Origin of the sequence: Paenibacillus typhae, assembly GCF_900099765.1 — a bacterium.
Lineage (GTDB): Bacteria > Bacillota > Bacilli > Paenibacillales > Paenibacillaceae > Paenibacillus_AQ > Paenibacillus_AQ typhae.
This window is the reverse complement of the sequence record NZ_FNDX01000002.1, coordinates 266,769-286,907: the sequence shown is the minus strand read 5'-3', so window position 1 is coordinate 286,907 and position 20,139 is coordinate 266,769. Positions and strand designations below refer to the sequence as shown.

The 20,139-nt window shown below is 50.6% G+C and carries 23 protein-coding genes; 16 read left to right on the top strand and 7 right to left on the bottom strand.

Translation table 11 applies throughout. The features are described from left to right. Position 1 precedes the first annotated feature (1 nt). From BLR64_RS02950 to BLR64_RS02910, 9 genes are all read left to right on the top strand, one after another. On the top strand, positions 2 to 934 hold the full coding sequence (locus BLR64_RS02950; RefSeq protein WP_090712238.1) for a dihydroorotate dehydrogenase: 933 nt from the start codon (positions 2 to 4) through the stop codon (positions 932 to 934). 63 nt (positions 935 to 997) lie between these two features. Then, positions 998 to 1,336 (top strand): prenylated flavin chaperone LpdD, encoded by a 339-nt coding sequence (gene lpdD / locus BLR64_RS02945; RefSeq protein ID WP_090712036.1) that lies wholly within the window; start codon positions 998 to 1,000, stop codon positions 1,334 to 1,336. Positions 1,337 to 1,406: 70 nt separating this feature from the next. Continuing rightward, the gene (locus BLR64_RS02940; protein ID WP_090712035.1) at positions 1,407 to 2,075 is read left to right on the top strand and encodes a PspA/IM30 family protein; all 669 of its coding nucleotides are present in this window, start codon (positions 1,407 to 1,409) and stop codon (positions 2,073 to 2,075) included. 126 nt (positions 2,076 to 2,201) lie between these two features. After that, positions 2,202 to 2,612, top strand: a complete 411-nt coding sequence (locus BLR64_RS02935) for a DUF350 domain-containing protein (protein ID WP_068725298.1) — start codon at positions 2,202 to 2,204, stop codon at positions 2,610 to 2,612. Positions 2,613 to 2,669: 57 nt separating this feature from the next. Beyond that, the gene (locus BLR64_RS02930; protein ID WP_090712033.1) at positions 2,670 to 3,176 is read left to right on the top strand and encodes a DUF4178 domain-containing protein; all 507 of its coding nucleotides are present in this window, start codon (positions 2,670 to 2,672) and stop codon (positions 3,174 to 3,176) included. Positions 3,177 to 3,208: 32 nt separating this feature from the next. After that, positions 3,209 to 3,430 carry a hypothetical protein gene (locus BLR64_RS02925; protein ID WP_090712031.1) on the top strand — a complete coding sequence of 74 codons (222 nt, stop codon included), beginning with the start codon at positions 3,209 to 3,211 and terminating at the stop codon, positions 3,428 to 3,430. A 142-nt stretch (positions 3,431 to 3,572) separates the two neighbouring features. Next, positions 3,573 to 4,859: a molybdopterin molybdotransferase MoeA gene (locus BLR64_RS02920; RefSeq protein ID WP_090712029.1), complete on the top strand. Its 1,287-nt coding sequence runs from the start codon at positions 3,573 to 3,575 to the stop codon at positions 4,857 to 4,859. A gap of 14 nt (positions 4,860 to 4,873) precedes the next feature. Continuing rightward, positions 4,874 to 5,539, top strand: a complete 666-nt coding sequence (gene mobB / locus BLR64_RS02915) for a molybdopterin-guanine dinucleotide biosynthesis protein B (protein ID WP_244157595.1) — start codon at positions 4,874 to 4,876, stop codon at positions 5,537 to 5,539. 156 nt (positions 5,540 to 5,695) lie between these two features. Next, positions 5,696 to 6,043: a cupin domain-containing protein gene (locus BLR64_RS02910; protein ID WP_090712025.1), complete on the top strand. Its 348-nt coding sequence runs from the start codon at positions 5,696 to 5,698 to the stop codon at positions 6,041 to 6,043. Between the two features lie 34 nt (positions 6,044 to 6,077). On the opposite strand, the gene BLR64_RS02905 is transcribed toward BLR64_RS02910, so the two are convergent. Both BLR64_RS02905 and xerS read right to left on the bottom strand, forming a co-directional pair. Beyond that, entirely contained in the window at positions 6,078 to 6,950 is an 873-nt protein-coding gene (locus tag BLR64_RS02905) for a pentapeptide repeat-containing protein (protein WP_090712023.1), read from the bottom strand. Positions 6,951 to 7,009: 59 nt separating this feature from the next. Next, positions 7,010 to 8,092, bottom strand: coding sequence for a tyrosine recombinase XerS (gene xerS, locus BLR64_RS02900; RefSeq protein WP_090712021.1), 1,083 nt, complete (start codon positions 8,090 to 8,092; stop codon positions 7,010 to 7,012). A gap of 124 nt (positions 8,093 to 8,216) precedes the next feature. Here xerS and BLR64_RS02895 point away from each other — a divergent pair, with 124 nt between their 5' ends. Next, positions 8,217 to 8,726 carry a GNAT family N-acetyltransferase gene (locus tag BLR64_RS02895; RefSeq protein WP_068725105.1) on the top strand — a complete coding sequence of 170 codons (510 nt, stop codon included), beginning with the start codon at positions 8,217 to 8,219 and terminating at the stop codon, positions 8,724 to 8,726. Positions 8,727 to 8,748: 22 nt separating this feature from the next. Continuing rightward, complete coding sequence (locus BLR64_RS02890; RefSeq protein WP_090712019.1) at positions 8,749 to 9,852, top strand: AbrB family transcriptional regulator; 1,104 nt, start codon at positions 8,749 to 8,751, stop codon at positions 9,850 to 9,852. 386 nt (positions 9,853 to 10,238) lie between these two features. On the opposite strand, the gene BLR64_RS02885 is transcribed toward BLR64_RS02890, so the two are convergent. Continuing rightward, entirely contained in the window at positions 10,239 to 11,186 is a 948-nt protein-coding gene (locus tag BLR64_RS02885; protein WP_090712016.1) for a Gfo/Idh/MocA family protein, read from the bottom strand. Between the two features lie 285 nt (positions 11,187 to 11,471). On the opposite strand from BLR64_RS02885, the gene BLR64_RS02880 reads away from it, so the two are divergent. Then, positions 11,472 to 12,434 (top strand): helix-turn-helix transcriptional regulator, encoded by a 963-nt coding sequence (locus BLR64_RS02880; RefSeq protein WP_208607121.1) that lies wholly within the window; start codon positions 11,472 to 11,474, stop codon positions 12,432 to 12,434. A 748-nt stretch (positions 12,435 to 13,182) separates the two neighbouring features. Here the strand turns inward: BLR64_RS02880 and BLR64_RS02870 are convergent. Then, on the bottom strand, positions 13,183 to 14,412 hold the full coding sequence (locus tag BLR64_RS02870) for an MDR family MFS transporter (protein ID WP_090712012.1): 1,230 nt from the start codon (positions 14,410 to 14,412) through the stop codon (positions 13,183 to 13,185). A 147-nt stretch (positions 14,413 to 14,559) separates the two neighbouring features. Here BLR64_RS02870 and BLR64_RS02865 point away from each other — a divergent pair, with 147 nt between their 5' ends. The 3 genes from BLR64_RS02865 to BLR64_RS02855 all read left to right on the top strand — a co-directional run bounded on the left by BLR64_RS02865 (position 14,560) and on the right by BLR64_RS02855 (position 18,534). Next, positions 14,560 to 16,356, top strand: coding sequence for an ABC transporter substrate-binding protein (locus tag BLR64_RS02865; RefSeq protein WP_090712009.1), 1,797 nt, complete (start codon positions 14,560 to 14,562; stop codon positions 16,354 to 16,356). 104 nt (positions 16,357 to 16,460) lie between these two features. Further along, the gene (locus BLR64_RS02860) at positions 16,461 to 17,348 is read left to right on the top strand and encodes an aldo/keto reductase (RefSeq protein WP_090712007.1); all 888 of its coding nucleotides are present in this window, start codon (positions 16,461 to 16,463) and stop codon (positions 17,346 to 17,348) included. A gap of 190 nt (positions 17,349 to 17,538) precedes the next feature. After that, a complete protein-coding gene (locus BLR64_RS02855) occupies positions 17,539 to 18,534 on the top strand; it encodes a cation diffusion facilitator family transporter (RefSeq protein ID WP_090712005.1) in 996 nt (331 codons plus the stop codon). 92 nt (positions 18,535 to 18,626) lie between these two features. Here the strand turns inward: BLR64_RS02855 and BLR64_RS30195 are convergent, their stop codons facing one another. After that, complete coding sequence (locus BLR64_RS30195) at positions 18,627 to 18,794, bottom strand: hypothetical protein (protein ID WP_167360583.1); 168 nt, start codon at positions 18,792 to 18,794, stop codon at positions 18,627 to 18,629. Between the two features lie 150 nt (positions 18,795 to 18,944). On the opposite strand from BLR64_RS30195, the gene BLR64_RS02850 reads away from it, so the two are divergent. Then, complete coding sequence (locus BLR64_RS02850; protein WP_090712003.1) at positions 18,945 to 19,520, top strand: histidine phosphatase family protein; 576 nt, start codon at positions 18,945 to 18,947, stop codon at positions 19,518 to 19,520. On the opposite strand, the gene BLR64_RS29950 is transcribed toward BLR64_RS02850, so the two are convergent. Continuing rightward, positions 19,409 to 19,918, bottom strand: coding sequence for a hypothetical protein (locus BLR64_RS29950; RefSeq protein ID WP_139171900.1), 510 nt, complete (start codon positions 19,916 to 19,918; stop codon positions 19,409 to 19,411). The two genes, BLR64_RS02850 and BLR64_RS29950, sit on opposite strands and share 112 nt — an antisense overlap. Next, entirely contained in the window at positions 19,915 to 20,085 is a 171-nt protein-coding gene (locus BLR64_RS02845; protein WP_415840980.1) for a helix-turn-helix transcriptional regulator, read from the bottom strand. Before BLR64_RS02845 ends, BLR64_RS29950 begins: the two co-directional genes overlap by 4 nt. Between the last annotated feature and the right edge of the window lie 54 nt (positions 20,086 to 20,139).

The window sequence follows — 20,139 nt, the reverse complement described above, 5'->3', positions numbered from 1 at the left end:
TATGGTTAATACTACAGCGACAATCGCTGGCGTGCATTTCAAAAACCCGGTCGTAATGGCTTCGGGTACGTTCGGCTTCGGTAAGGAATATGGCAAGCTGTATGATGTTTCCATGCTGGGCGGCATTTCCGGCAAAGGCCTTACTCTGCATGCCAAGGCAGGTAATCCGGGAATCCGCGTCTACGAGACCCCATCCGGGCTGCTGAACAGCGTCGGACTGGAGAATCCGGGTGTGGAGTCATTTTTGAGTAAGGAGCTGCCTTACTGGGAGACCCTGGATACGGCACGGATCGTGAACCTGGGCGGAAATACTCTGCCCGATTATGTGCTGGGTGCAGAGCTGATCCAGCGTGATGCCGATGAGCGTGCGCTGGCGGGCAGGCAGGCCGTTGATATGATTGAACTCAATATCTCCTGCCCTAACGTCAAGGAAGGCGGTATCGCCTTCGGGGTCAAGACACCGGCCGCAAGGGAGGTTGTGCGGGCTGTGAGGGCTGCCACCCGTCTGCCGCTGGCCGTGAAGCTATCCCCGAATGCCGAGGATATCGCCGAAATGGCGGAGATGTGCGAGGCTGAAGGAGCAGATGCCGTATCACTGATTAACACGATCTCCGGTATGAAGATCGACGTCCGCCGCCGCCGCAGCGTCTTCAATAACCTGTATGCCGGCCTGTCCGGACCGGCTATTAAGCCGGTTGCACTGCGCATGGTACACCAGGTCGCACACCGGGTGTCTATTCCTGTAATCGGTATGGGCGGCATTACCTCCGCCACGGATATCATTGAATTTATTATGGCCGGTGCAACGGTTGTCCAGGTAGGAACCTACAATTTCATGAACATGCGGGCCGGCAGTACGCTGGTTGAGGAGCTGCATCAGTTCATGCTGGAGGAGAGTATCACATCACTTGATGAGATACGCGGAATTGTCTAGAATTATTGCCTGCCTGAGATACTGGTATGTACCGGGGTTAATATAAGGTAGGGAGGGACCGGATTGTCTTTGGAAAATGCGGGATTTGAGGATATTGAGCTGTCAGCTACGGATGTCGGAAATGATCTGCTACTACTCATTACCGGCGGTGTCCGTCATATCGGTGCTTCAAGCACCGCTTATCTTGACGGCGGTACTGTCCGTGCATCAACAACAGCGGTTCCCCACCATAAAGAGCATACGATCAGCGAGAGTATCGCCCTCAGAGCCGCCGCTGCATTAAACCGGACGGTCACAGTGGTAATGGGTATTCATTATGACAATCTGAGTAAAGAAGGTATAATGCAGGTTGTCAGAATTGTTAATAATAAAGTGGATCAATATTTAGCAGCGCAAAAATGAAACGATATTGGCACTCCCTGCGTAAAAGATACCAAATGAGCAATTAACTTTTATTTTGGAGGAATGAACCATGTCTATTTTTAAAAGATTGCGTGATTTGACCATGTCCAACGTGAATGCGATTATTGACAAGGCTGAGGACCCGATTAAAATGACCGACCAATATATCCGTGACATGACCGAGGATCTGGAGGATGCCGAGAAGGCTGTGGCCGCCCAGATTGCCATCGAGAAGAAATTCAAGCAGCTGTATGAAGAGCAGGAGGCGCTTGTAGCCAAACGTAACCAGCAGGCCCACACTGCCGCTCAAGCCGGTAACGTGGATCTGGCCCGCAGAGCGCTGGAAGAGAAAAAATCTGCCGAAGCCAAGCTGGTTGAATACAAAGCAAGCTTTGACCAGAACAAGGCATCTGCTGACAATCTGCGTGCCAAGCTCGAAGAAATGCGCAAGCAGCTTACCCAGATGAAGAACAAGCGCGAGACGCTGGTTGCCCGTTACAATGCGGCTAAAGCGCAGACTGAGATCAACAAAGCAATGAGCGGATTCAGTTCCGACTCGGCGTCAGCCGGTCTGAAGCGCATGGAGGAGAAGATGCTCGCTGCCGAAGCACAGGCTGAAGCAAGCAACGAAATGAACTCCGGCAACAAATCGCTGGATGACGAATTCGAGAAGCTCGGCAAGGATCAGGCTGTTGAAGATGAGTTGGCAGCACTGATGAAGCAGTACGACAAGCAGTAATATAGCAGAGTTCACCGGTTTCTTGGCCGGTGCCTACAGGCGGAGGAGAGACAGAAGCGTTTCTCCTTCGCCTTATCTATGCTTGCTGTACCGGTCAGGAAAAATGAACAAGCGGGGGCTAAAGGAATGGATTTCCATACTCTGGTGTCCATGGTTGTGTGGACGGTGAGCGGCGCAGTGCTGCTGTTTGCGCTGATGTTCGTGGATTCGCTGTTTACCCGTTATAACGATCTGGAGGAGTTAAAGGCAGGCAACATGGCGGTGACAGCCCGTTTTCTGCTCAAGCTGCTGGCACAGGGCTATATCCTGTCCTGTTCCATTGCATCATCCAGCAGTCTTGGAGACGCACTTGTCGTATCCATCGTCTCCTTCTGGCTGCTGTTTATAGTGGAGAAGTCTGTGGAGCTGCTGCTTGGCAGATGGGGCAAAATCGATCTGGATCATGGAACCCGGCTTGGCAAAATCGGCTACGGTCTGCTGGCGGGCTCCCTGCATCTGAACGGGGCTCTGATTATCGCCGCATTTATCCGGGGATAAGGCAGACGGGTCAACTATGGATGGTAATAATATCTTTTTCAAAAGGAATGATGGATTGTGAGCATCTGGAAAAGAATCGGCAATATCTTCTCGAAGCCTCCGGCACCGCAAGCACCCAAAAGCATGCTGAATCTCGCGCCTGGGGATATCTGCGAGGTTTCACTGGTTACCTATGAGGTAACCGGACGGACGATGACCAGCGGACGGAATGCAGTCGTTCTGACGCTGCGCGACGGCAGCCGGATCGCTTATCTGCATGTGGAGGAGAGGGAACAGCTGCAATATGCGCTTTACGAGCCTATAGACGGGCGGCTGGACAATCCGGCTGAGGTGCCGGCAACACTGGAGCTGGATGACTATACCTTTTACCTAGAGGAAGAATACGAAGGCTATGCTGCAGTTACGGGCCAGACTCCTTATATGAACGGGGGAACCCAGCATGTCTGGCAGTACCAGTCTGATAATTACCGGCTGCTGCGGGTGGAGTGGCAGAACGGACGGTTTATGCTGTACGAAGGGGAAAAGATCATTCCGGGCGATGTACGGGTCATCCGGGCGTCTTAAGAATCACTCACTTACCTAAGGAGGCATTTGATATGGCTGAACGGCAGGGCAAGCTGGAAGGGCTCAAAATTTTCGCCAAAAATGTGTTCAAAGGGGCAACGGTTAATTCGATCTTCGATCCGGACATGACAGAAAAGAAAGTTCAGGAAACACCTGAGTTCACTGCTAAGCAGATTCTGAACCATTACAGGGGAAAAGAGAAGCTGACGCAGGAGCAGTTTGAACAGCTCAAACGGTCTGTAAAGTACATGTGAAATTTAAAGAATAGGATGCCTGTGCGGCTCAGCGCAGGCGTCTTTTTTTTGCGTTATATGTCCTTTATGACAGCAAATTTAACTTTACATCGCCCCATGTTACTATAGTGTTAGTAAATCATCATGGTTAACGGAGGTATACATGGACAGACATCGCGATAAGGCAGATCAGAAATTCCAGCGCAAAGCACTGCAGGTACAGGAAGCCCAGGCAAGGGTTATGCAATATGCCAAGCCGCTTGGTACAGAGGAGGTGCCGCTAAGCCAATGCTGCGGACGTGTTCTGGCGGAGCCGCTCCGTGCACCGCATCCGTTTCCGGCGTTTAACCGTTCAGGGATGGACGGTTATGCACTTAGGGCGGCTGACACTTTGTCCTGTCATGCCGGGGAGCCAGTATGGCTGGAGGTTATAGACAATATTCCATGCGGAGCAGTAGCATCCGCAGAGATAACAGAAGGAACGGCAGCTCGGATCATGACCGGGGCACAGGTACCCAAAGGTGCTGACACGGTAGTCATGATTGAAATCACGGAATCCCGAGAGTCTGACGGGAAATCCTATGTAGGCCTCCGTAAGCCGCAGCAGGCGGGCAGCAACATTACACCTGTTGGCTTTGAATTACAGGAAAGTGAGCTTGTCCTGCCGGCCGGACGAACCATTGCTGCAGGCGATATAGCTGTGCTCGCCGCATTCGGTTCTCCGGTGGTGAAGGTGCAGCGGCGGCCGAAGGTAGCCGTTTTTGCAACCGGGACAGAACTTCTGGAGGTAGATGAACCGCTGCAGCCGGGTAAAATCCGCAACAGCAATTCCCCGATGCTTGAAGCGCTGGTCAGGGAAGCGGGTGGAGAGGCAGTTATACTGGGCGCGATTGCCGATGATTTGGAGCTGGCGCGCAGCAGGGTGCAGATGGCTCTGGAAAACTACGATTTGGTGATTACGACCGGAGGAGTCTCAGTCGGTGATTATGATATTATGGGGGATCTGGTCCGGGAAAAAAGCGGGGAAATGCTGTTTAACAAGGTCACGATGCGTCCGGGAAGCGTCACTACGGCTGCTGTACGCGGTGGCAAACTGCTGCTTGCATTATCGGGTAATCCCGGAGCCAGCTTTGTAGGCTTCCACCTGTTTGCCCGGCCGGTTATTTCGCTGATGCTGGGAACAGAGCGGCCCTTGCTGCCGGAAATGAGCGCTTTTATCGGTACGGATTATAACAGAGTGAACAACTTTACCCGTTTTGTACGCGCCAGACTGGAAATCCGTGACGGGATGCTTCATGCTTATCCAGCGGTCATTGATGAATCTTCCGTCATGGTAACCATTAAGGACAGTGACTGTCTGATTGTAGTTCCGCCGGAAGCACGCGGATTAAAGGCCGGGGACAAGGTGAAGGTGCTGAAGCTCCCGGGCGAGCTGCGCAGGCAGGAATAATAGGGGGAAGTATAATGAGGTACTTAAGTAACAGCAACGGGGGAGGAAGAATGCGCCGGCAGAAGGCATCTAAGCAGCGCGTCCCGGGAGTGCTGAGAAGGAGAGTCAGCCCATCCGCAACTCCGGCAAGTGACAACGACCGGGCCGATAGCAATAAGCCGGCTATCTGTCAGATCGTCGGCTATAAGAACAGCGGCAAAACATCACTTGTCTGTGCGCTTATCCCTTTACTGAAGCAGAGAGGGAAGCGGGTAGCAGTTATTAAGCATGACGGTCATGAATACGAAATGGATCATCCCGGGACAGATACGTGGAAACAGCGTCAGGCAGGCGCTATGGCCGTTGCCATTACAAGTCCGGTACGAACGTCTGTAATTGAAGAACGGGGCAGCAGCTTATCCGAGCTGATTACGGGTTTTTCCGGTTACGATTATGTTCTCGTGGAAGGGTTCAAGCAGGAAGCTTACCCGAAAATTGTGCTGATCAGAAGGCCGGAGGATCTTGAATTACTGCAAAACACTCGGAATATTGCGGCAATCGCCTTGTGGGAACGAATGATCCCATATATCCATTCGACAGTTCCGCAGCTGCAGGCACAGATTTTTGAAATCAACGATACCGCAGGTATGGCCAACTTTTTACACCAACAACGGTCTAATTTTCAAAATTTCAACATATGAAAAATTCATAATAGAATGCTATTAAACCACAGTCATGCTAATCAGCGGCTTTTTTAATACATGGAGAAAGGAAGGGCGGCGTCACACCCTAAAGGGAGAAACGGCGCCGCCCGCACTGCGGTAAATGAGGCATGCATAGAAAGGAGAGAGCTAGAATTGAAAGTAAGCAAACATAATGCAGAGCACTATAAATGGGGAGATGATTGTGACGGTTGGCATTTAGTCCAGGATGATAATCTTAGTATCATCCATGAGCGGATGCCGGCGGATACAGCTGAAGTGAGGCATTATCATGAGAAGTCCCGGCAATTTTTCTTTGTGCTGACCGGTACGGCTACGCTGGAAGTGGATGGCGTTGAATATATCCTTAATTCACAGGAGGGAAAAGAGGTCCAGCCGCTTGTTCCGCATCAAATGTTGAATAAATCTGATAAAGACGTCGAGTTTCTGGTAACTTCACAGCCGCCCAGTAAGGGCGACCGTATATTAGTATTAAAACTATGAATAAGTAAAAACAGCAGACCAGTGGCTAGTGCGGTTACCGGCTGGACCAGTGATCAGGCCTTGCCAGCGTTGCGGGCAGCCTGGTGGCTGCATCTCCCTTGGCGGCATTCACCTGAAACTGGGTCAGGAACAGGCTCGTGGAAAGATCGGCGCCGCAAATATTTGTGTCCCGGAAATCGGCCCCGATGAGGTCGGCTGCGCGCAGGTCAGCCCCGCTGAGGTCGGCAGCGATCAGGTAGGCGCCGCGCAGGCTGACACAGCGCAGATCGGCTTTTTTCATCCGGGCGCCGATCAGATCGGCACCGCGGCCGTAATTTTTCTGGCGCGCCGGCGCAGGCTTCAGGCTGCTGCGGACGGCCTGCCTGGTCAGCTCGCTTGCCTGCAGCAGCAGCTCATTGATTTCATAGCGAAGACCCGGTATATCGAGCTTTAGCACGGCCTCGGGCTCCTGCAGCGTAAGCTGCTCAGTTGTGTCCCTTGCAGCTGTCATAGCAGCATGAACAGGAGCCGCTGCAGGCCAGCTGAGCGCCTCGGTCATATACCACAGCAATTCGTGCAGCTGGCGCATTACAGGGAAGACTTCAAACATCAGGGCCGCTGTAGAAGGGGCCTCACGCCAGTCAACACCGCTGTAGGTAATCATGGATACTTTTTGTCCTGCGCCAAAGCAATCATAGACGGTACAGCCGCGCATGCCGGAATCCCTCAGCCGGCTATGAATGCCGCAGCGAAAATCTTCCTTCAGGTTGTGACAGGGCTGACCGGCTGCTTTATCCATCGCAAAGTCCGAGGACTTGGCAAAGGGCAGTGCCGCACAGCAGAGACCGAAGCATTGCCCGCAGTCTGCACGCAGGCGCAGCAGCTCATTTTCAGCAGAAGAATTTATATATTCTTGGTTATCAGACAACTAGAATTACCTCCAGCATTAAATATGAAAAGTACTGAGTGCTTACAAGAAACCTTACCTTAGCTATCCTGACGGCGCTCGATTGCTTCAGACATCGTTTTGTCTGTCAGATGGGCATAGACCTCAGTCGTTTCTGTTGAGGCATGTCCAAGCTGCTCTTTTGTCTTGTAGATATCATTCTGCAGATAATAGTCTGTAGCGAAGGAATGGCGCAGCTTATGGACCGTCAGGTAAGGCTTGCCAAAGCGTTTGGCGTATTTGATAATCATCTCCTGAATGGCCCGCTTGGTCATGCGCTTGCCTTCCTGGGCGCCGTTAGGGAGGGCAATAAAGAGGGCCTTTTCACGTTTTGGTGTTTTATAACGGGTCTGACGCAGGCTTATATATTGGGCCAGATCATCTTTGGCTTGCTCCCGGAAGTAGACGGGCGTCTTAAAGGTTTCATCGTTGTTGCCTTTACGGTACACGTAGAGCAGCTTGTTGTTGATGTCCAGATCGTCGATGTTCAGATTGACTACCTCGGATACCCGCAGGCCGGAGTTCAGAATAAGACTGGCTATGCAGGCATCCCGCTCACGGTTCTGCTGGAACGAATAGTAAGCCTGTTTGTTGGATTCTACATCCCGCCCATAGCCTTCATAAATGTAGCCTACGAACTCCAGCAGCTCCTCTTCTTCGAGAATTTTGCCTTTTAGCTTGGCGGCCGTATCTTTAGGCTTGTGGATGCGCTTGATTTCAACCTTGGCCATAATATTGCGCTTCAGCAGCGGATAAAAGTTCTCATCTTCGGCTATCTGGCTCAAATAATGGAACAGGGAGCGCAGGGCAGACAGCTTGCGGGATACCGTAACCCGGGAGTTGGCACTTTCAGCACGGGTGGTCAGGTACAAGCGGTAGCCGACAATGCTGTCCATGTGCAGCGTCTCCAGCTCAAGCAGGGTTATGTTTGTATTATTGTCCGCAGCGGACAATCCCTCAGCCCGGAGCCAGCCGAAAAAGGATTCATAATCCCGGATATACTCCAGCAGGGTGGAGGGGGAAAGATCCGGGCGTTTATAGTCAATGAACTGCTGGACAAACCATGGCATGCGGACTACCCGCTGATCCAGATGCTTGCGGTCGCTGTTTTTTTGGATGCTCATGACGTTCACCTTCTTCTGAGTTTGCAAGATTAGTAAAAATAGGCTGTATGTATACCGGCGTTTGTCTATTTTATCATAAAGTTATATGATGTGTAGTAAAACGTGAAGCACAGAGGTGACCCTAATGGAACTTGGAATCGAGCTGGTTCCCAAGGAGCAGAAGCAGATTATCAGCAGGCTGATGCAGTTTTATCTTTATGATTTTACCCGCTATCTGGATATTCAGGTGGACCGTGAGGGCAATTTTCCGGCCTATCCCGGCCTTGAAGCTTACTGGAGCAGCGGTAACAATAAATTTGCTTATCTCTTTACTGCAGACGGGAACATCGCCGGCTTTGCGCTGGTGGACCGCCTGCTGCGGGACCCGGAAGGGCAGTTTTATATGACGGAATTTTTTGTAATGCAGAAATATCGCCGCAGCGGGGTAGGCACATGGGCAGCACACAGGCTGTTTGATATGTTCCCGGGAGACTGGAAGGTCTCGCAGATCCGCGCGAATACACCGGCCCGCAATTTCTGGCACAGGGTAATCGGGGCGTACACGAACAATGAGTTCAAGGAACGCTTCAATTCTCGGCAGGGCAATCCAAGCCAATACTTCAGTACCGTTAACGCTGCCCGGGTCAAAAAATAACAAACATGGCGTGAGGTTTAACATGAAAGAATCAACAACGGTTCCGGGTCCGCTTAAAATGGCGGTTACACTGGCCACTGCGCTGGCCGGCGGAGGCCTGTTTATGGTGCTGGGCCTGCCGGTTCCATGGCTGCTCGGACCGATGATCGCTACACTGATCGGTGCAAACCTGAATAAGCAGTACTACACCTGGCCCGGCGCGCTCCGAAACAGCGGGATGATCATTGTCGGCTATACCATCGGACTTTCGTTGACCGCACCTGCACTGAAGGAAATGGCAGGGCAGCTGCCGTCGATGCTGCTGCTGACAGGGCTGCTGCTGCTTTTTTGTGCAGGAATTGCGGTCATTGTCTCCAGAATATCTGGGATGAATTATAAAACGGTTCTGCTAGGCAGTATTCCCGGCGGCCTGACGCAAATGATCGTGCTGGCTGAGGAATCAGAGGATGTTAATCTCACGGTTGTGACCGTTATTCAGGTTGTACGCCTGATGATGATCATTATTTGTGTGCCTTTGCTGATATTTAGTCCGCTTTTTGGGCCCGGCACAGGTTCGGGAGAGGCTATGCCTCTGGTAACGGCAGTCTCACCCTCATTCCGGGAGTTATTCCCTAATTTCTTTATCTACGCCTTTGCCTGCACGTTTTGTGCCGTCGCCGGTCAGAAGCTGAAATTTCCGACAGCTTATCTGCTTGGCCCGGCGCTGGTTACTTCGGTACTCCAGCTCAGCGGACTTACCGGCCCTGTGTTGCCGGATCTGCTGCTGAATGCAGCCCAGCTGATGATAGGTGTTTTCGTAGGGCTGCTGCTCGATCCGCGTAGGCTGAATAATAAGCTGGTAACCTTGCTGCTGGCCGTTCTAAGCAGTGTGGTGCTGATAAGCGGTGCTTACATTATGAGCCTGCTGTTTGCTTATTTTGATAAGGTATCCGTTTCTACTGCGCTGTTAAGCCTGGCACCGGGCGGTATGGATCAGATGAGCCTGATTGCCCACGAAGTGGGGGCCGATCTGCCGACTGTAGCGGGTTATCAGCTGTTCCGGACGTTTTTTATCTTTTTTGCTGTTCCACCGCTGTTCAAGCTGGTTTTCCGGAGGAAGAAGAGAGAGGCTTCTGCAACAGGTTAACTTAGCCATTGTTATGTTAACCTTTCTTGCTTAAATGGAGCTAATTGGAAAATGGAGGTAAGGAATGAACAATTTCATCCCATTAAGTTAACATAACAATAAATATGTTAATGATGTCTGTCGACAAATAGAATACCATAATATTCCTATCTAAAGTGCATACCCTCAAACGATTATTCTCATTATTTACCTTAATTCAACATATGAAAAATTCACATTAGTAAAGCCCAAAAAAACATTACGCACTTTGACATACTACTCTTCATACACACTTCTCGTCTCCCTATCTACAATAAAACATGAAAAAGGAAGGGGGGCGACCCCTCCCGGAAATAACGAAACACAGACAATGAAATCTAAATATCCTCATAAAGTCTGCCTGGCCGCTAGTGGAGTAATTCTGTTAATCGTTTTTTTAGCTCAAATGCAGTGTTGATAGCAGACAGGGCATGATTCAGCGAAAGTACGGATTTTGTTCCGTCCCTGAAGCATTCCAGAGCATGCCGCAGGCTTTGCTCATAAGGGTTGATCTTGTCCAGCAGGATCTCCTGCCGGCCGGCTTGGCCATATACGTAAAGAGCTGTATCGATGCCGCCCTGCATATCATCTTTTTCATAAAATTCAAGCTTGGCATGCTCAAAATAAGCCTCATATCCTACAGTAAACGGATAGGCCGACGGCATTAAAGAGACTGCAGTAACCTGCGCATTAATCTGCGGTGTGTTAAAGGTGGCCTGTACCAGTGCCTGGCCTGCTTCTGCGTCCTGTGTACCCCATACACTCGTCACAGCTGCGCCATTCAACAGCCAATTAATATAATCCAGCTCATGAATCATCAGGTTGGTCGTAATGCTGTTCAGTCCCAGATTGCCCCACAAAGGAGGGGTTTCCCGGATCAGACTCACTTTTAACAACCGTCCGTATTTCTTTTGCTGAACGGCTTCATAGAGATATTGATAGGCCGGGTCGAATTTGATGAACTGGTTGACCAGCACTCTTTTTTCATAATGGGTTTCAGCGCGCTTCATGGCTAAAGCATCCTCGGCTGTCAGGCAGACCGGCGTTTCACAGAATACATGCTTCCCGGCTTCAAGCGCCATCAAAGTATACTGTTTATGTAAGGCTGAGGGCAGACATATGTCAATGATATCAAGGCCGGGATCATTAATGACTTCTTCAATTGAGGTGCTGGTTTCCACGCCTAACTCTTCCTTCAATTTCTTTAGCTTCTCTTCATTTCGTCCAAAGACGACTACACGTCCGGCAACTCCGGTTTGATGGTACAAGCTGGCATGGTAAGCCCCAAACCCAGTCCCGAGTATCCCAATATTCATAACTAACAGCTCCTTTTATGTTATACAACCATAATAAACAGCTATTGTTGACAACAGCGTGGCAAAAATGTGATTGAACTTTTACACATATTTTCCGATGAGGAGTAGTGGAAATGGATAGAAACGATAGAATGTGGCAGATGATCAGTGCGGTGAAATCTACGGTTACGGATCCGGCCGCAGCCTTTGCCTGATGTTTGTTTACAACCGTTCTTTTGGTCTGATACATTGAATATATAAGCTCTTATTGACAGAAGAACGGCAAGAACTAAGGTTGAGAGGCTGATGGCTGTGCGTGTACACCGGTTAATTGCTATTATGCTGCTGATTGAATCCCGGGGGAAAATCAAGGCAAATGAGCTGGCAGCTGCTCTGGAAACCTCCGTCCGGTCCATATACAGGGATATCGATGTGCTGGCGGAAGCCGGAATACCAATCGTGACTACAACCGGACCGAACGGAGGGATTTCCCTCATGGAGGGCTATACAGTCAATCTGCGCCAGTTGAACGGGGATGAGCTGATCCATCTTTATTTAACCGGTCTGGGGTTTCATCAGGGCCTGCAGAAGGAATCCACGCTGAAGCTTAAGAACGCACTATTGAAGCTGGAAAAGACAATGCCTCCGGCTTACCGGGAGGATATTACCAAGGCCAAAAATGTCTTTTACTTTGATGAAACGCCGTGGTGGAACGAGCGTCCTGCAATTCCTTTTCTGGAGAAGCTCCGTGCGGCTCTGTGGCACTCTCATAAGCTCAGAGTGGAATACCGTAAGGTTAACGGGGAACGTTCCAGCCGGACGCTGCGGCCTTACGGGCTTGTGGTAAAGCAGGGGGAATGGTATCTGGTCGGCTACTGTGAAGCGGCTCAAGGACTGCGTACGTTTAAGTGTGAACGGATGACAGCGGCAGAACAACTGGAAGAAGGGTATACGATTCCTGCGGATTTTTCACTGGAGGGATACTGGAGCGGTACGGAGAAAAATTTTAGACAAAACTGCAGAGCAGAGGAGTATTATCCTGTAACTCTCCGGTTGGCCAACCCTCATCCTGAGCTCGTTAACCGGCTGGAGGTATTGAATAACGTAACAGATCACAACACTTTTATTCTGACCGTTAACATGTACAGCTATGAACAGGCTTGCGACAAGGTGATGCAGCTGCCAGGTGACATTGAGGTTCTGGAGCCCTTAATACTGAGGGAATACATAATGGAGAAAATTAAGCTGTTACAGAAAATGTACTTTTAGGAGTGGGAATTCCCGGACAAGGAAATGGAATCCGGCTAATGTTAACATATATAATGTTATGTAAACTAAGATGTAGCATGCCAGTGTCTTGCCGAAGGCGAATCACGATTTCAAAACTTTTTTAATTGATTATCCATTCAAGCGGAGGTAAAATTATACATTGGTTGAAAAGCGCGGAAAATGGATAGGCTTCTATTCCATTCACGGTTTAATTAGCAAGTTTGAGACGAAAGGGGTGACTTCCGCTGAAAAGCATTAAGCCTGGCCGCGGCCCTTCCGGCATGAATGCAATAGGGAGTATTGCTGTAGGAGTTTTTGGAGTCTTCTGGACGATAGGAGCAGCGCAGATGGGTGCACCGGTATTTTTTGTAGCCTTCGGTGTCATTTTTGTAGGGTTAGCTGTAGTACAGGGGATATATCACTTTAAGAACGCGACCGGGAAAAACCGGATGTCCCTGATGGACATTACAGACAGAAATGAAGAGCCTGATCCTCTGGACACCTTTTTTCAACAATCAGCAAATTCGGATCACCATAACCATGAGTCCCGGGAAAGTGATAATGCCCTAAGTTATTGTCCTTATTGCGGCAGTAAAGTAACTAACGCGGCCTACCAGTTTTGCCCGAGATGCGGAAAAGCTTTGGAGTCATAAAGCCCATATGAACAGAATCTTTGTATTGCAAACAGCGGCAGCCCCGGACCATGAAGTCCTGAGCTGCCGCTGTTTGCATGCGGTAAATATTCCGGTTAAGCAGAGCTTTTGGCCTCGGCCAGTTCTCTGGCTTTCAGCCTCTTATGGGCGGCAATCAGAAATGGCAGACCGAGAGCGGTAGTCAGTGCCAGCGGGACAAATACAGCGGGGCCGCTGGAAGCGCCGAACTGATCCAGCAGCAGGCCGCCGAGAATCGGGGCCATAACACCGCCAAGCCCGTTGAAGCCGATTGTTCCGAAATAGGTGCCTTTCCATTCCGGCTTGGCAATCCTGTCAATCAGCATATCCATCATCGTGAACAGCAGCACTTCACCGATGGTGAACAGAATGACTCCGGTCATCATAAGCCCGACTCCACCGGCAGCGCCGAACAGCAGCATGCTAAGGGCGACGCATATATTGCCGAGAATCAAAGGAACAATTGGTGAAAACCTGCTTGCCGTGCGGACAATCGGGTATTGGACTACCAGTACGGTGACCGCATTGAGCGACAGCATATAGGAGAAGACCTTGCCGCCGTCTGTGAAATGAGTGTTCATCGCCAGGTACTGGGCCAGTGTGGAACTGAAATGCCCATAACCAAGGACACAGAAAATAGTACCGAGCAGCACAGGCAGGAAGACCCGGTCCCGGCCTGTGACGGCCAGTGCTGTGCTGAGTTTGGGTGCCGTTACTTCTGAACGTCCTGGCAATGTGTTATGGTGAATTCTGAACTGCAGAAACAGCACAAGACCGTAGGCAATATAGACGATTCCTGCGATCACGAAAGGAAAAGTAGATTCGGCGGAGCCAAGCTGGAGGCCGATAATCGGGCCGAATACCACGCCAAGATTAACCGCGGCATATCTCAGGTTGAACACAAGCAGCTTATGCTCAGGCGGCGTAATATCTGACAGCATGGCCCGGGATGTGGGTTCAAACACTGCACGGCAGATCCCGTTCAAGGTATTAACAAGGAAAAAGACCCATAAATGCTGAGCGGCGGCAAAGCCGAAGAAGACACAAGCCCATCCGAAGACAGAGACCAGCATAACGATTTTGCGGCCGATCACATCGGAGATGTAGCCGCCGTAGAAGCTGATCAACACTCCGGCCAGTGAGCTGACCGCTACGGTAAAACCGGTCTGAGTAGGTGAAGCCCCGAGTACCTGGGTAAGATAAATAGACAAGAACGGAATACTCATGGAGGTAACCAGCCGGCCGAACATCGTCCCGATAATAATGGTCCAGGCGAGCGGATGGATGTGCTGTAGATACTGTTTCATAGTGAGGGAATCTCCTAATCTGCTGGATAAATTTTGAGGACTGCCTATTTCAGGCGGTGTCATATATAATTAATTGTAATATGTAAAGGGGGAAAGAAAAGTGTAAGGTTTCCCCTAATCCTTTCACCTTTAACAGGAGCATACCCAATGGATAACCATATCGTACACTATCTCCGGATATCGGCGGGGTTCAACAGCCTCTCCAGGCTGCAGGAGCCGCTTCCGGCAAGCATTGAGGGACTGGGGGAGGTGCTGTGCTGCACCCCACGTAACGTCAAATTCATATTGCGCCGGCTTGAAGAGAAGGCGCTGATTCATTGGCGGCCGGGCAGAGGCAGAGGCCATTTCTCGGCTATTACTTTTCTGCGCAGTGAAGAAGATGTAATGGAAGAGCTGCTGCTTGAGCTGGTCAATAACGGAAAAATCAAGCAGGGGATCGAGCTGATCGGGCTTCCCGAGGTGAATAGTCCGCTGAAGGAACGCCTTCTGGCCGTTCTGAATAAGCAGATGGGCTACCACAGTGAAGCGGATTCAACAACCGGTCTGGACGTCCTGCGGATCACCAGCAACCGGCGGATGGAGGAGCTGGACTCCGCTTCTGTCTATACCGCATTTGAGGCCTTTTTGCTCGGACAAATATTCAGTACCCTGTTGACCTACGAGGCTTCCACAGGCAGCTTCACTCCGGGCCTAGCCCATATGTGGGAAACGAACAGGGACTATACCAGCTACATTTTTTATCTGCGCAAAGGGGTCCGTTTTCATCACGGCCGGGTTATGACATCCAGAAATGTGAAGGATACGCTGCTGCGGCTTAAGGATAAGAACAGCCCGGCGATCTGGCATTTCCGCGACGTAGCCGGTATAGAGCTGCTTGGAGATCACCGTATTCGGTTTGATCTGTCGCGTCCGAACCGTTTTTTTCTGCATGCACTTAGCTCCGTCTATATGTCGGTTCTGCCGTGCGACCAGGAGTTTAATGCTGCCCGCCCATCCGGAACCGGACCCTACCGGGTAATTAATCTGAGCGATGATGTGCTGGAGCTTGCAGCATTTGATGATTATTACGGAATCCGTCCGCTGCTTGACCGGGTAGAAATATGGTCATTGCCCGATAAGTGGGCCAGTGTACGTCAGTACCAGCTGCCCGAAGCGGGGGAGGTCCGCCCGTCGCCGGCGCTGTGTACGAATAACAGCATTGACTATCCGGCAACAGGGTGCAGATATCTCCTTACGAATTTCCGTAAAAATGGACTTCAGCATGAGCCGCATTTCCGCAAGTCCATGAGCATGCTGTATCACCCGGTAGCCTTGATTAAAGAGCTCGGCGGGAACCGGCTTACTCCGGCTGCCAGCTTTTTGCCCTGGTTAAGCCGCAGGACGGACTGGACCGAACCCGGGATGGCTCAAATCAGGGAACAGCTGCAGTTAAGCAGATACAACGGCGAAGTGATCACAATTGCCCATACTGCCAAGAAAGAGGAGCGTGAGGAGGCTGTATGGCTGCAGCAACGCGGAGCCGCCGCCGGTATAAGGCTTAGTCTGCTGGAATATAAGGATTTTCAGCTCGATGAAATTATCGGGAGGGCAGACTTTGTGTTTGCGGAGGAGGTGCTGGAGGATGACTGGCAGTGGGGGATGATTAATTATTTTGCCAACCGGTCGAATCATTTACACAGACTGCTGCTGGAGCATCAGCTTACGGAAATCCTGCAGGCCGTCGATTGCTTCGCAGAACTGGATGAGGATAGCAGAAGCGCTCTGCTGGAGCAGACAGAATCCATTCTCCGGGATCAGGCATGGGTGCTGTACGGCTGTCATCTGAACAAAAGAGCCCAGCTTAATCAGAGCCTCTTTGGCCTGCATACCGGCTCCTTCGGCTTCCTCGATATCTCCAAATTGTGGATTAAATCAAGCTTTCCGGAGTCTAGCGGCCGTCTGTAACGTTTCCTTTTTACACCCGGGGGTATAATGTATAAGATGTGCCAGCTTCATAGACAGTTCCCAGCTCTCGCAATTCATACCCACCGCTAAAGGAGGCAACTACTATGGAAAAACGCAAATACGGCAATACAGACATGGAAGTAAGTGTACTGGGCTTCGGCGGCTCTGAAATCGGCAGCTCGGACCAGAAAACGGTAGACAGGCTGCTGGGAAGCGCAGTGGACGCCGGGCTTAATCTGATTGATACAGCGGAATGCTACGGCAATAGTGAGGAGCTTATCGGCAAAGCGCTGGGCTCCCGGCGGAGCGATTATTATCTGTTCACCAAATGCGGCCATTCTGCCGGTATGGATTATCCGGACTGGGATCTGGTTCTGCTGGAAAAGAGTATTGACCGCAGCCTCCAGCGCCTTCAGACCGACTATGTGGATATGATCCACCTGCATAGCTGCCGGGAAGAGGTACTGCGCGACGGGGCAGTTATTGAAGTGCTGCAGCGGGCCAAGCAGGCCGGCAAGACCCGTTATATCGGCTACAGCGGCGACCGGAAGGATGCGCTGTATGCGGTGCAGACCGGCGTATTTGACAGTCTGGAAATCTCGGTCAATATCGCCGATCAGGAAGCGATTGACCTGACCTTGGGTGAGGCAGCCAAACGAAACATGGGCGTAACCGCAAAACGCCCGATTGCCAATGCAGCCTGGATGTTTGAGAGTATGGACGAGAGTGAATACCCCTTTATCTACTGGAACCGTCTGCGTGAGTTGTCTTACGGCTTCTTGGCCGACCCTCAGGAGAGTGTGGAGACGGCACTGCGCTTTACTCTCAGCACGCCCGGTGTGCATACCGCCATTGTCGGAACGACCAAGCCGGAGCGCTGGCAGCAGAATGCCGGATTACTTAGCAAAGGCGCACTGCCGGCTGACCAGTACGAGGAGATCCGCAGCATTTGGCGGAGCATCGCCGGAGCAGACTGGGTTGGACAAACCTGATCAGCGTATAATAGCCACCAGATGAGAGATTTTAATCTTTACCTTGCTGAAGCTCATGCCTGTTTTAAGGGTGTGGGCTTCTTAAATTCCAGATGAAGAACCGAACAAATGCCCGGCTAAGCCTGATAGAAATCTAAGCCTTTAGGTTAAGTAAATACATATGCAGACGTGTGAGGAGGCATCATGACCTATGGCAGAGAATTCGGAAAGTCTGGCAAGCTTAATCAAGAAAGGAAACAAGTCTTCAGGATCTGCAGCAATCGGCAATACATGTATCGCTGTTGTTAAAGGAGTCGCCTTTGCGCTGACCGGCAGCGGTTCGATGTTTGCCACGATGATGCATTCGATCGCCGATGCCGTGAATCAGCTGTTCGTTTTTACCGGCAGTGTACTCGCAGAGAAGCGGCCGACCCGCCGGTTCCCGGACGGCTTCGGACGGGTCATTAATCTTTTTTGTATGATAGCGGTAATAGTCGTTACCATCATGGCTTATGAAACGATGCTCGAAGGCTTCCATCTGCTGCAGCATCCGGCTGAAGAGGCAGGCGGCTACTGGATTAATGTGCTGGTTCTGGCGCTGTCGATCGGGGCGGACGCCTTTGTGTGGGTGAAAGCAATGAATGAAGTGCTGCACGATGCCCGTGTGGAAGCCAAGGGCTTCCGCAAGTTTACAGCCTCACTCAAAAACGTTAAACGGGCCGCACCGCCGACCCGGCTTGTTTTTTACGAAGACCTTGTTGCAACAACCGGGGGGTTCCTGGCGCTGATTGCTGTACTCGTGACTGCGCTAACCAGCTTCCATCTGCTGGACGGAATCACAAGCATCCTGATTGCGTTTATGATGATCGGGGTAGCCTTCCGTGTCGGTTATGACAATATGGTAGGATTGATCGGTGTAGCGGCTCCGCCGGATATTGAGGAGAAGGTAGCGAAGATTATTTTTGAAGAGCCCCAGGTTACCGACATTTACCAGATGCGCATTCTCCAGGAGGGCCGCTACTACCATGTTGAAGGCCTGATCGAGCTCAAGACCGGGCTGACGCTGGCTGATGCCGATGACATCAAATTTAAGGTGAGGGACAAGCTGCTGGCTGATCCGCATATTTCGGATGTGACCTTAGGGATTCTGGAGGATAACGGAGTCCGTAACTGGATGCCGCGGAATGAATTGCAGGACTTGAACTGACCGGATAAAGAAAAGGGGAGTGCCGTACGAGACGGTGCTCCCCTTTGTTATGAGTGCTTTTTTACAGCTGGCATCATATTCGCGAAAATGTGTTAGACCGCCTGCTTGCCGTCACACTTTTTGCAGACATCCAGCTTGCCGCCGTCGGCGCTTTTACCGATATAGAGCAGCTTGATCCGTGTGCTTCCACAGATTGGACAGGTTCCTCTACTGCGGGACGGCAGCCGCCAGAGTGCTTTGCCGCGTTTGTTCTTGGACATGAGTATTCCCACCTTCATTCGTAATACCCTATCCTATGCCTGTCCAGACGGGACTATTACTTCGTATATTTGACATTCCAGTTATTTCTAATATAGTGTGAGGGTTGTAATTCATTAATCATCCGGAAAACTGGAGTACAGGAGGAAGCTATGCACACTTCGATTTATATGGTAAGACATGGTGAATCACCAACGAAAGAGGGGGATTATAACGAAAGAACCAGAGGTTTAACGGAAAAAGGGAAGAGGGATGCGCTGCAAGTTACGGATATATTAAGAAAAGAAGATATAGAGGTTTTTGTCTCAAGTCCTTATCTAAGAGCCATTCTAACCATTGAGGATTTGGCTCGGGCCAGCGGCCAAGAGGTGATATTATACGAAGATCTTAAAGAAAGAATCTTCCTGAATGAAGACAAACGTCTGCCTGATGAGGAGCTAATCCCTTTATTGGAGCTGTCCTTTGTTGATCCTGATTTTGCTTTGCCGGGCGGGGAGTCTAATGCAGATTGTCAGGGCAGGGCTATAGCCGTCGTAAAGGAATTATTAAACTATTATAACGGACGCAAGATAGCTTTAGGGACACATGGAGCCGTAATGACTTTGATCATGAATCATTATGACAAAATATACGATTTGGATTTCCTGCTAAACATGTCCAAACCTGATGTGTACAGGCTGGATTTTGACGGGGAAGAGCTGGTGAATGTGATCCGGTTATGGAAGTAGTCATTTAATAATTGAAGTACGGCAGCGCCAGCCGCAGGACTATCGTTCATTTTGCGGGCTGGCGCTGCTTTGTTCACTGAAATAAGAATCGTTACATAGGCGATCGCCATGATCAGCCATTGAGTGATGTCTGCGGCCTTGGCTTTGGCGCGGTTGCGGATTACCGTATTCCGTTCATCGTGATAATCAATGATGGCCTGCTTTTCAAGCTCGGGATTTTTGCGTGCTGCACGAATCATTAACAGATTGGATATACTGACCCCCGAACTGCCGGCCCCGATGCCGATCAACGTACCCGAGACAGCCTTAAACTCCTCATTGTTAAAAAAGAAACTAGCCGCAATTGCGCAGATCCCGGCGAACAGCAGTATTACATAAAAAGCTGGTGATCTTCTCATTTTTCTTCCTCCTCGTAGATGAAAATCTCCTCAACGGACAGATTGAAAAAATGGGCGATTTTGAAAGCCAGAATGATGGAAGGGTTGTATCTTCCGTTTTCGAGTGAGCCAATCGTCTGTCTGGATACCTCCAGCGCTGCGGCAAGCTCTAAAATTGCTATGCTCAAAAAGTGCGTCATTTGGGTCAAAAAGCAGGCAATTCCAGCCTGAAAAAACAGCGT

Bases quoted from the DNA above. Each gene is read 5' to 3' on its own strand.
- BLR64_RS02855 (WP_090712005.1), top strand. From the start codon at position 17,539: ATGGCAGAGAATTCGGAAAGTCTGGCAAGCTTAATCAAGAAAGGAAAC.
- BLR64_RS02940 (WP_090712035.1), top strand. From the start codon at position 1,407: ATGTCTATTTTTAAAAGATTGCGTGATTTGACCATGTCCAACGTGAAT.
- BLR64_RS02935 (WP_068725298.1), top strand. From the start codon at position 2,202: ATGGATTTCCATACTCTGGTGTCCATGGTTGTGTGGACGGTGAGCGGC.
- BLR64_RS02865 (WP_090712009.1), top strand. From the start codon at position 14,560: ATGGATAACCATATCGTACACTATCTCCGGATATCGGCGGGGTTCAAC.
- BLR64_RS02920 (WP_090712029.1), top strand. From the start codon at position 3,573: ATGGACAGACATCGCGATAAGGCAGATCAGAAATTCCAGCGCAAAGCA.
- BLR64_RS02870 (WP_090712012.1), bottom strand. From the start codon at position 14,412: ATGAAACAGTATCTACAGCACATCCATCCGCTCGCCTGGACCATTATT.
- BLR64_RS02950 (WP_090712238.1), top strand. From the start codon at position 2: ATGGTTAATACTACAGCGACAATCGCTGGCGTGCATTTCAAAAACCCG.
- BLR64_RS02880 (WP_208607121.1), top strand. From the start codon at position 11,472: ATGGCTGTGCGTGTACACCGGTTAATTGCTATTATGCTGCTGATTGAA.
- BLR64_RS02925 (WP_090712031.1), top strand. From the start codon at position 3,209: ATGGCTGAACGGCAGGGCAAGCTGGAAGGGCTCAAAATTTTCGCCAAA.
- BLR64_RS02895 (WP_068725105.1), top strand. From the start codon at position 8,217: ATGGAACTTGGAATCGAGCTGGTTCCCAAGGAGCAGAAGCAGATTATC.
- BLR64_RS02890 (WP_090712019.1), top strand. From the start codon at position 8,749: ATGAAAGAATCAACAACGGTTCCGGGTCCGCTTAAAATGGCGGTTACA.
- BLR64_RS29950 (WP_139171900.1), bottom strand. From the start codon at position 19,918: ATGAGAAGATCACCAGCTTTTTATGTAATACTGCTGTTCGCCGGGATC.
- xerS (WP_090712021.1), bottom strand. From the start codon at position 8,092: ATGAGCATCCAAAAAAACAGCGACCGCAAGCATCTGGATCAGCGGGTA.
- BLR64_RS02850 (WP_090712003.1), top strand. From the start codon at position 18,945: ATGCACACTTCGATTTATATGGTAAGACATGGTGAATCACCAACGAAA.
- mobB (WP_244157595.1), top strand. From the start codon at position 4,874: ATGAGGTACTTAAGTAACAGCAACGGGGGAGGAAGAATGCGCCGGCAG.
- BLR64_RS02860 (WP_090712007.1), top strand. From the start codon at position 16,461: ATGGAAAAACGCAAATACGGCAATACAGACATGGAAGTAAGTGTACTG.
- BLR64_RS30195 (WP_167360583.1), bottom strand. From the start codon at position 18,794: ATGTCCAAGAACAAACGCGGCAAAGCACTCTGGCGGCTGCCGTCCCGC.
- BLR64_RS02885 (WP_090712016.1), bottom strand. From the start codon at position 11,186: ATGAATATTGGGATACTCGGGACTGGGTTTGGGGCTTACCATGCCAGC.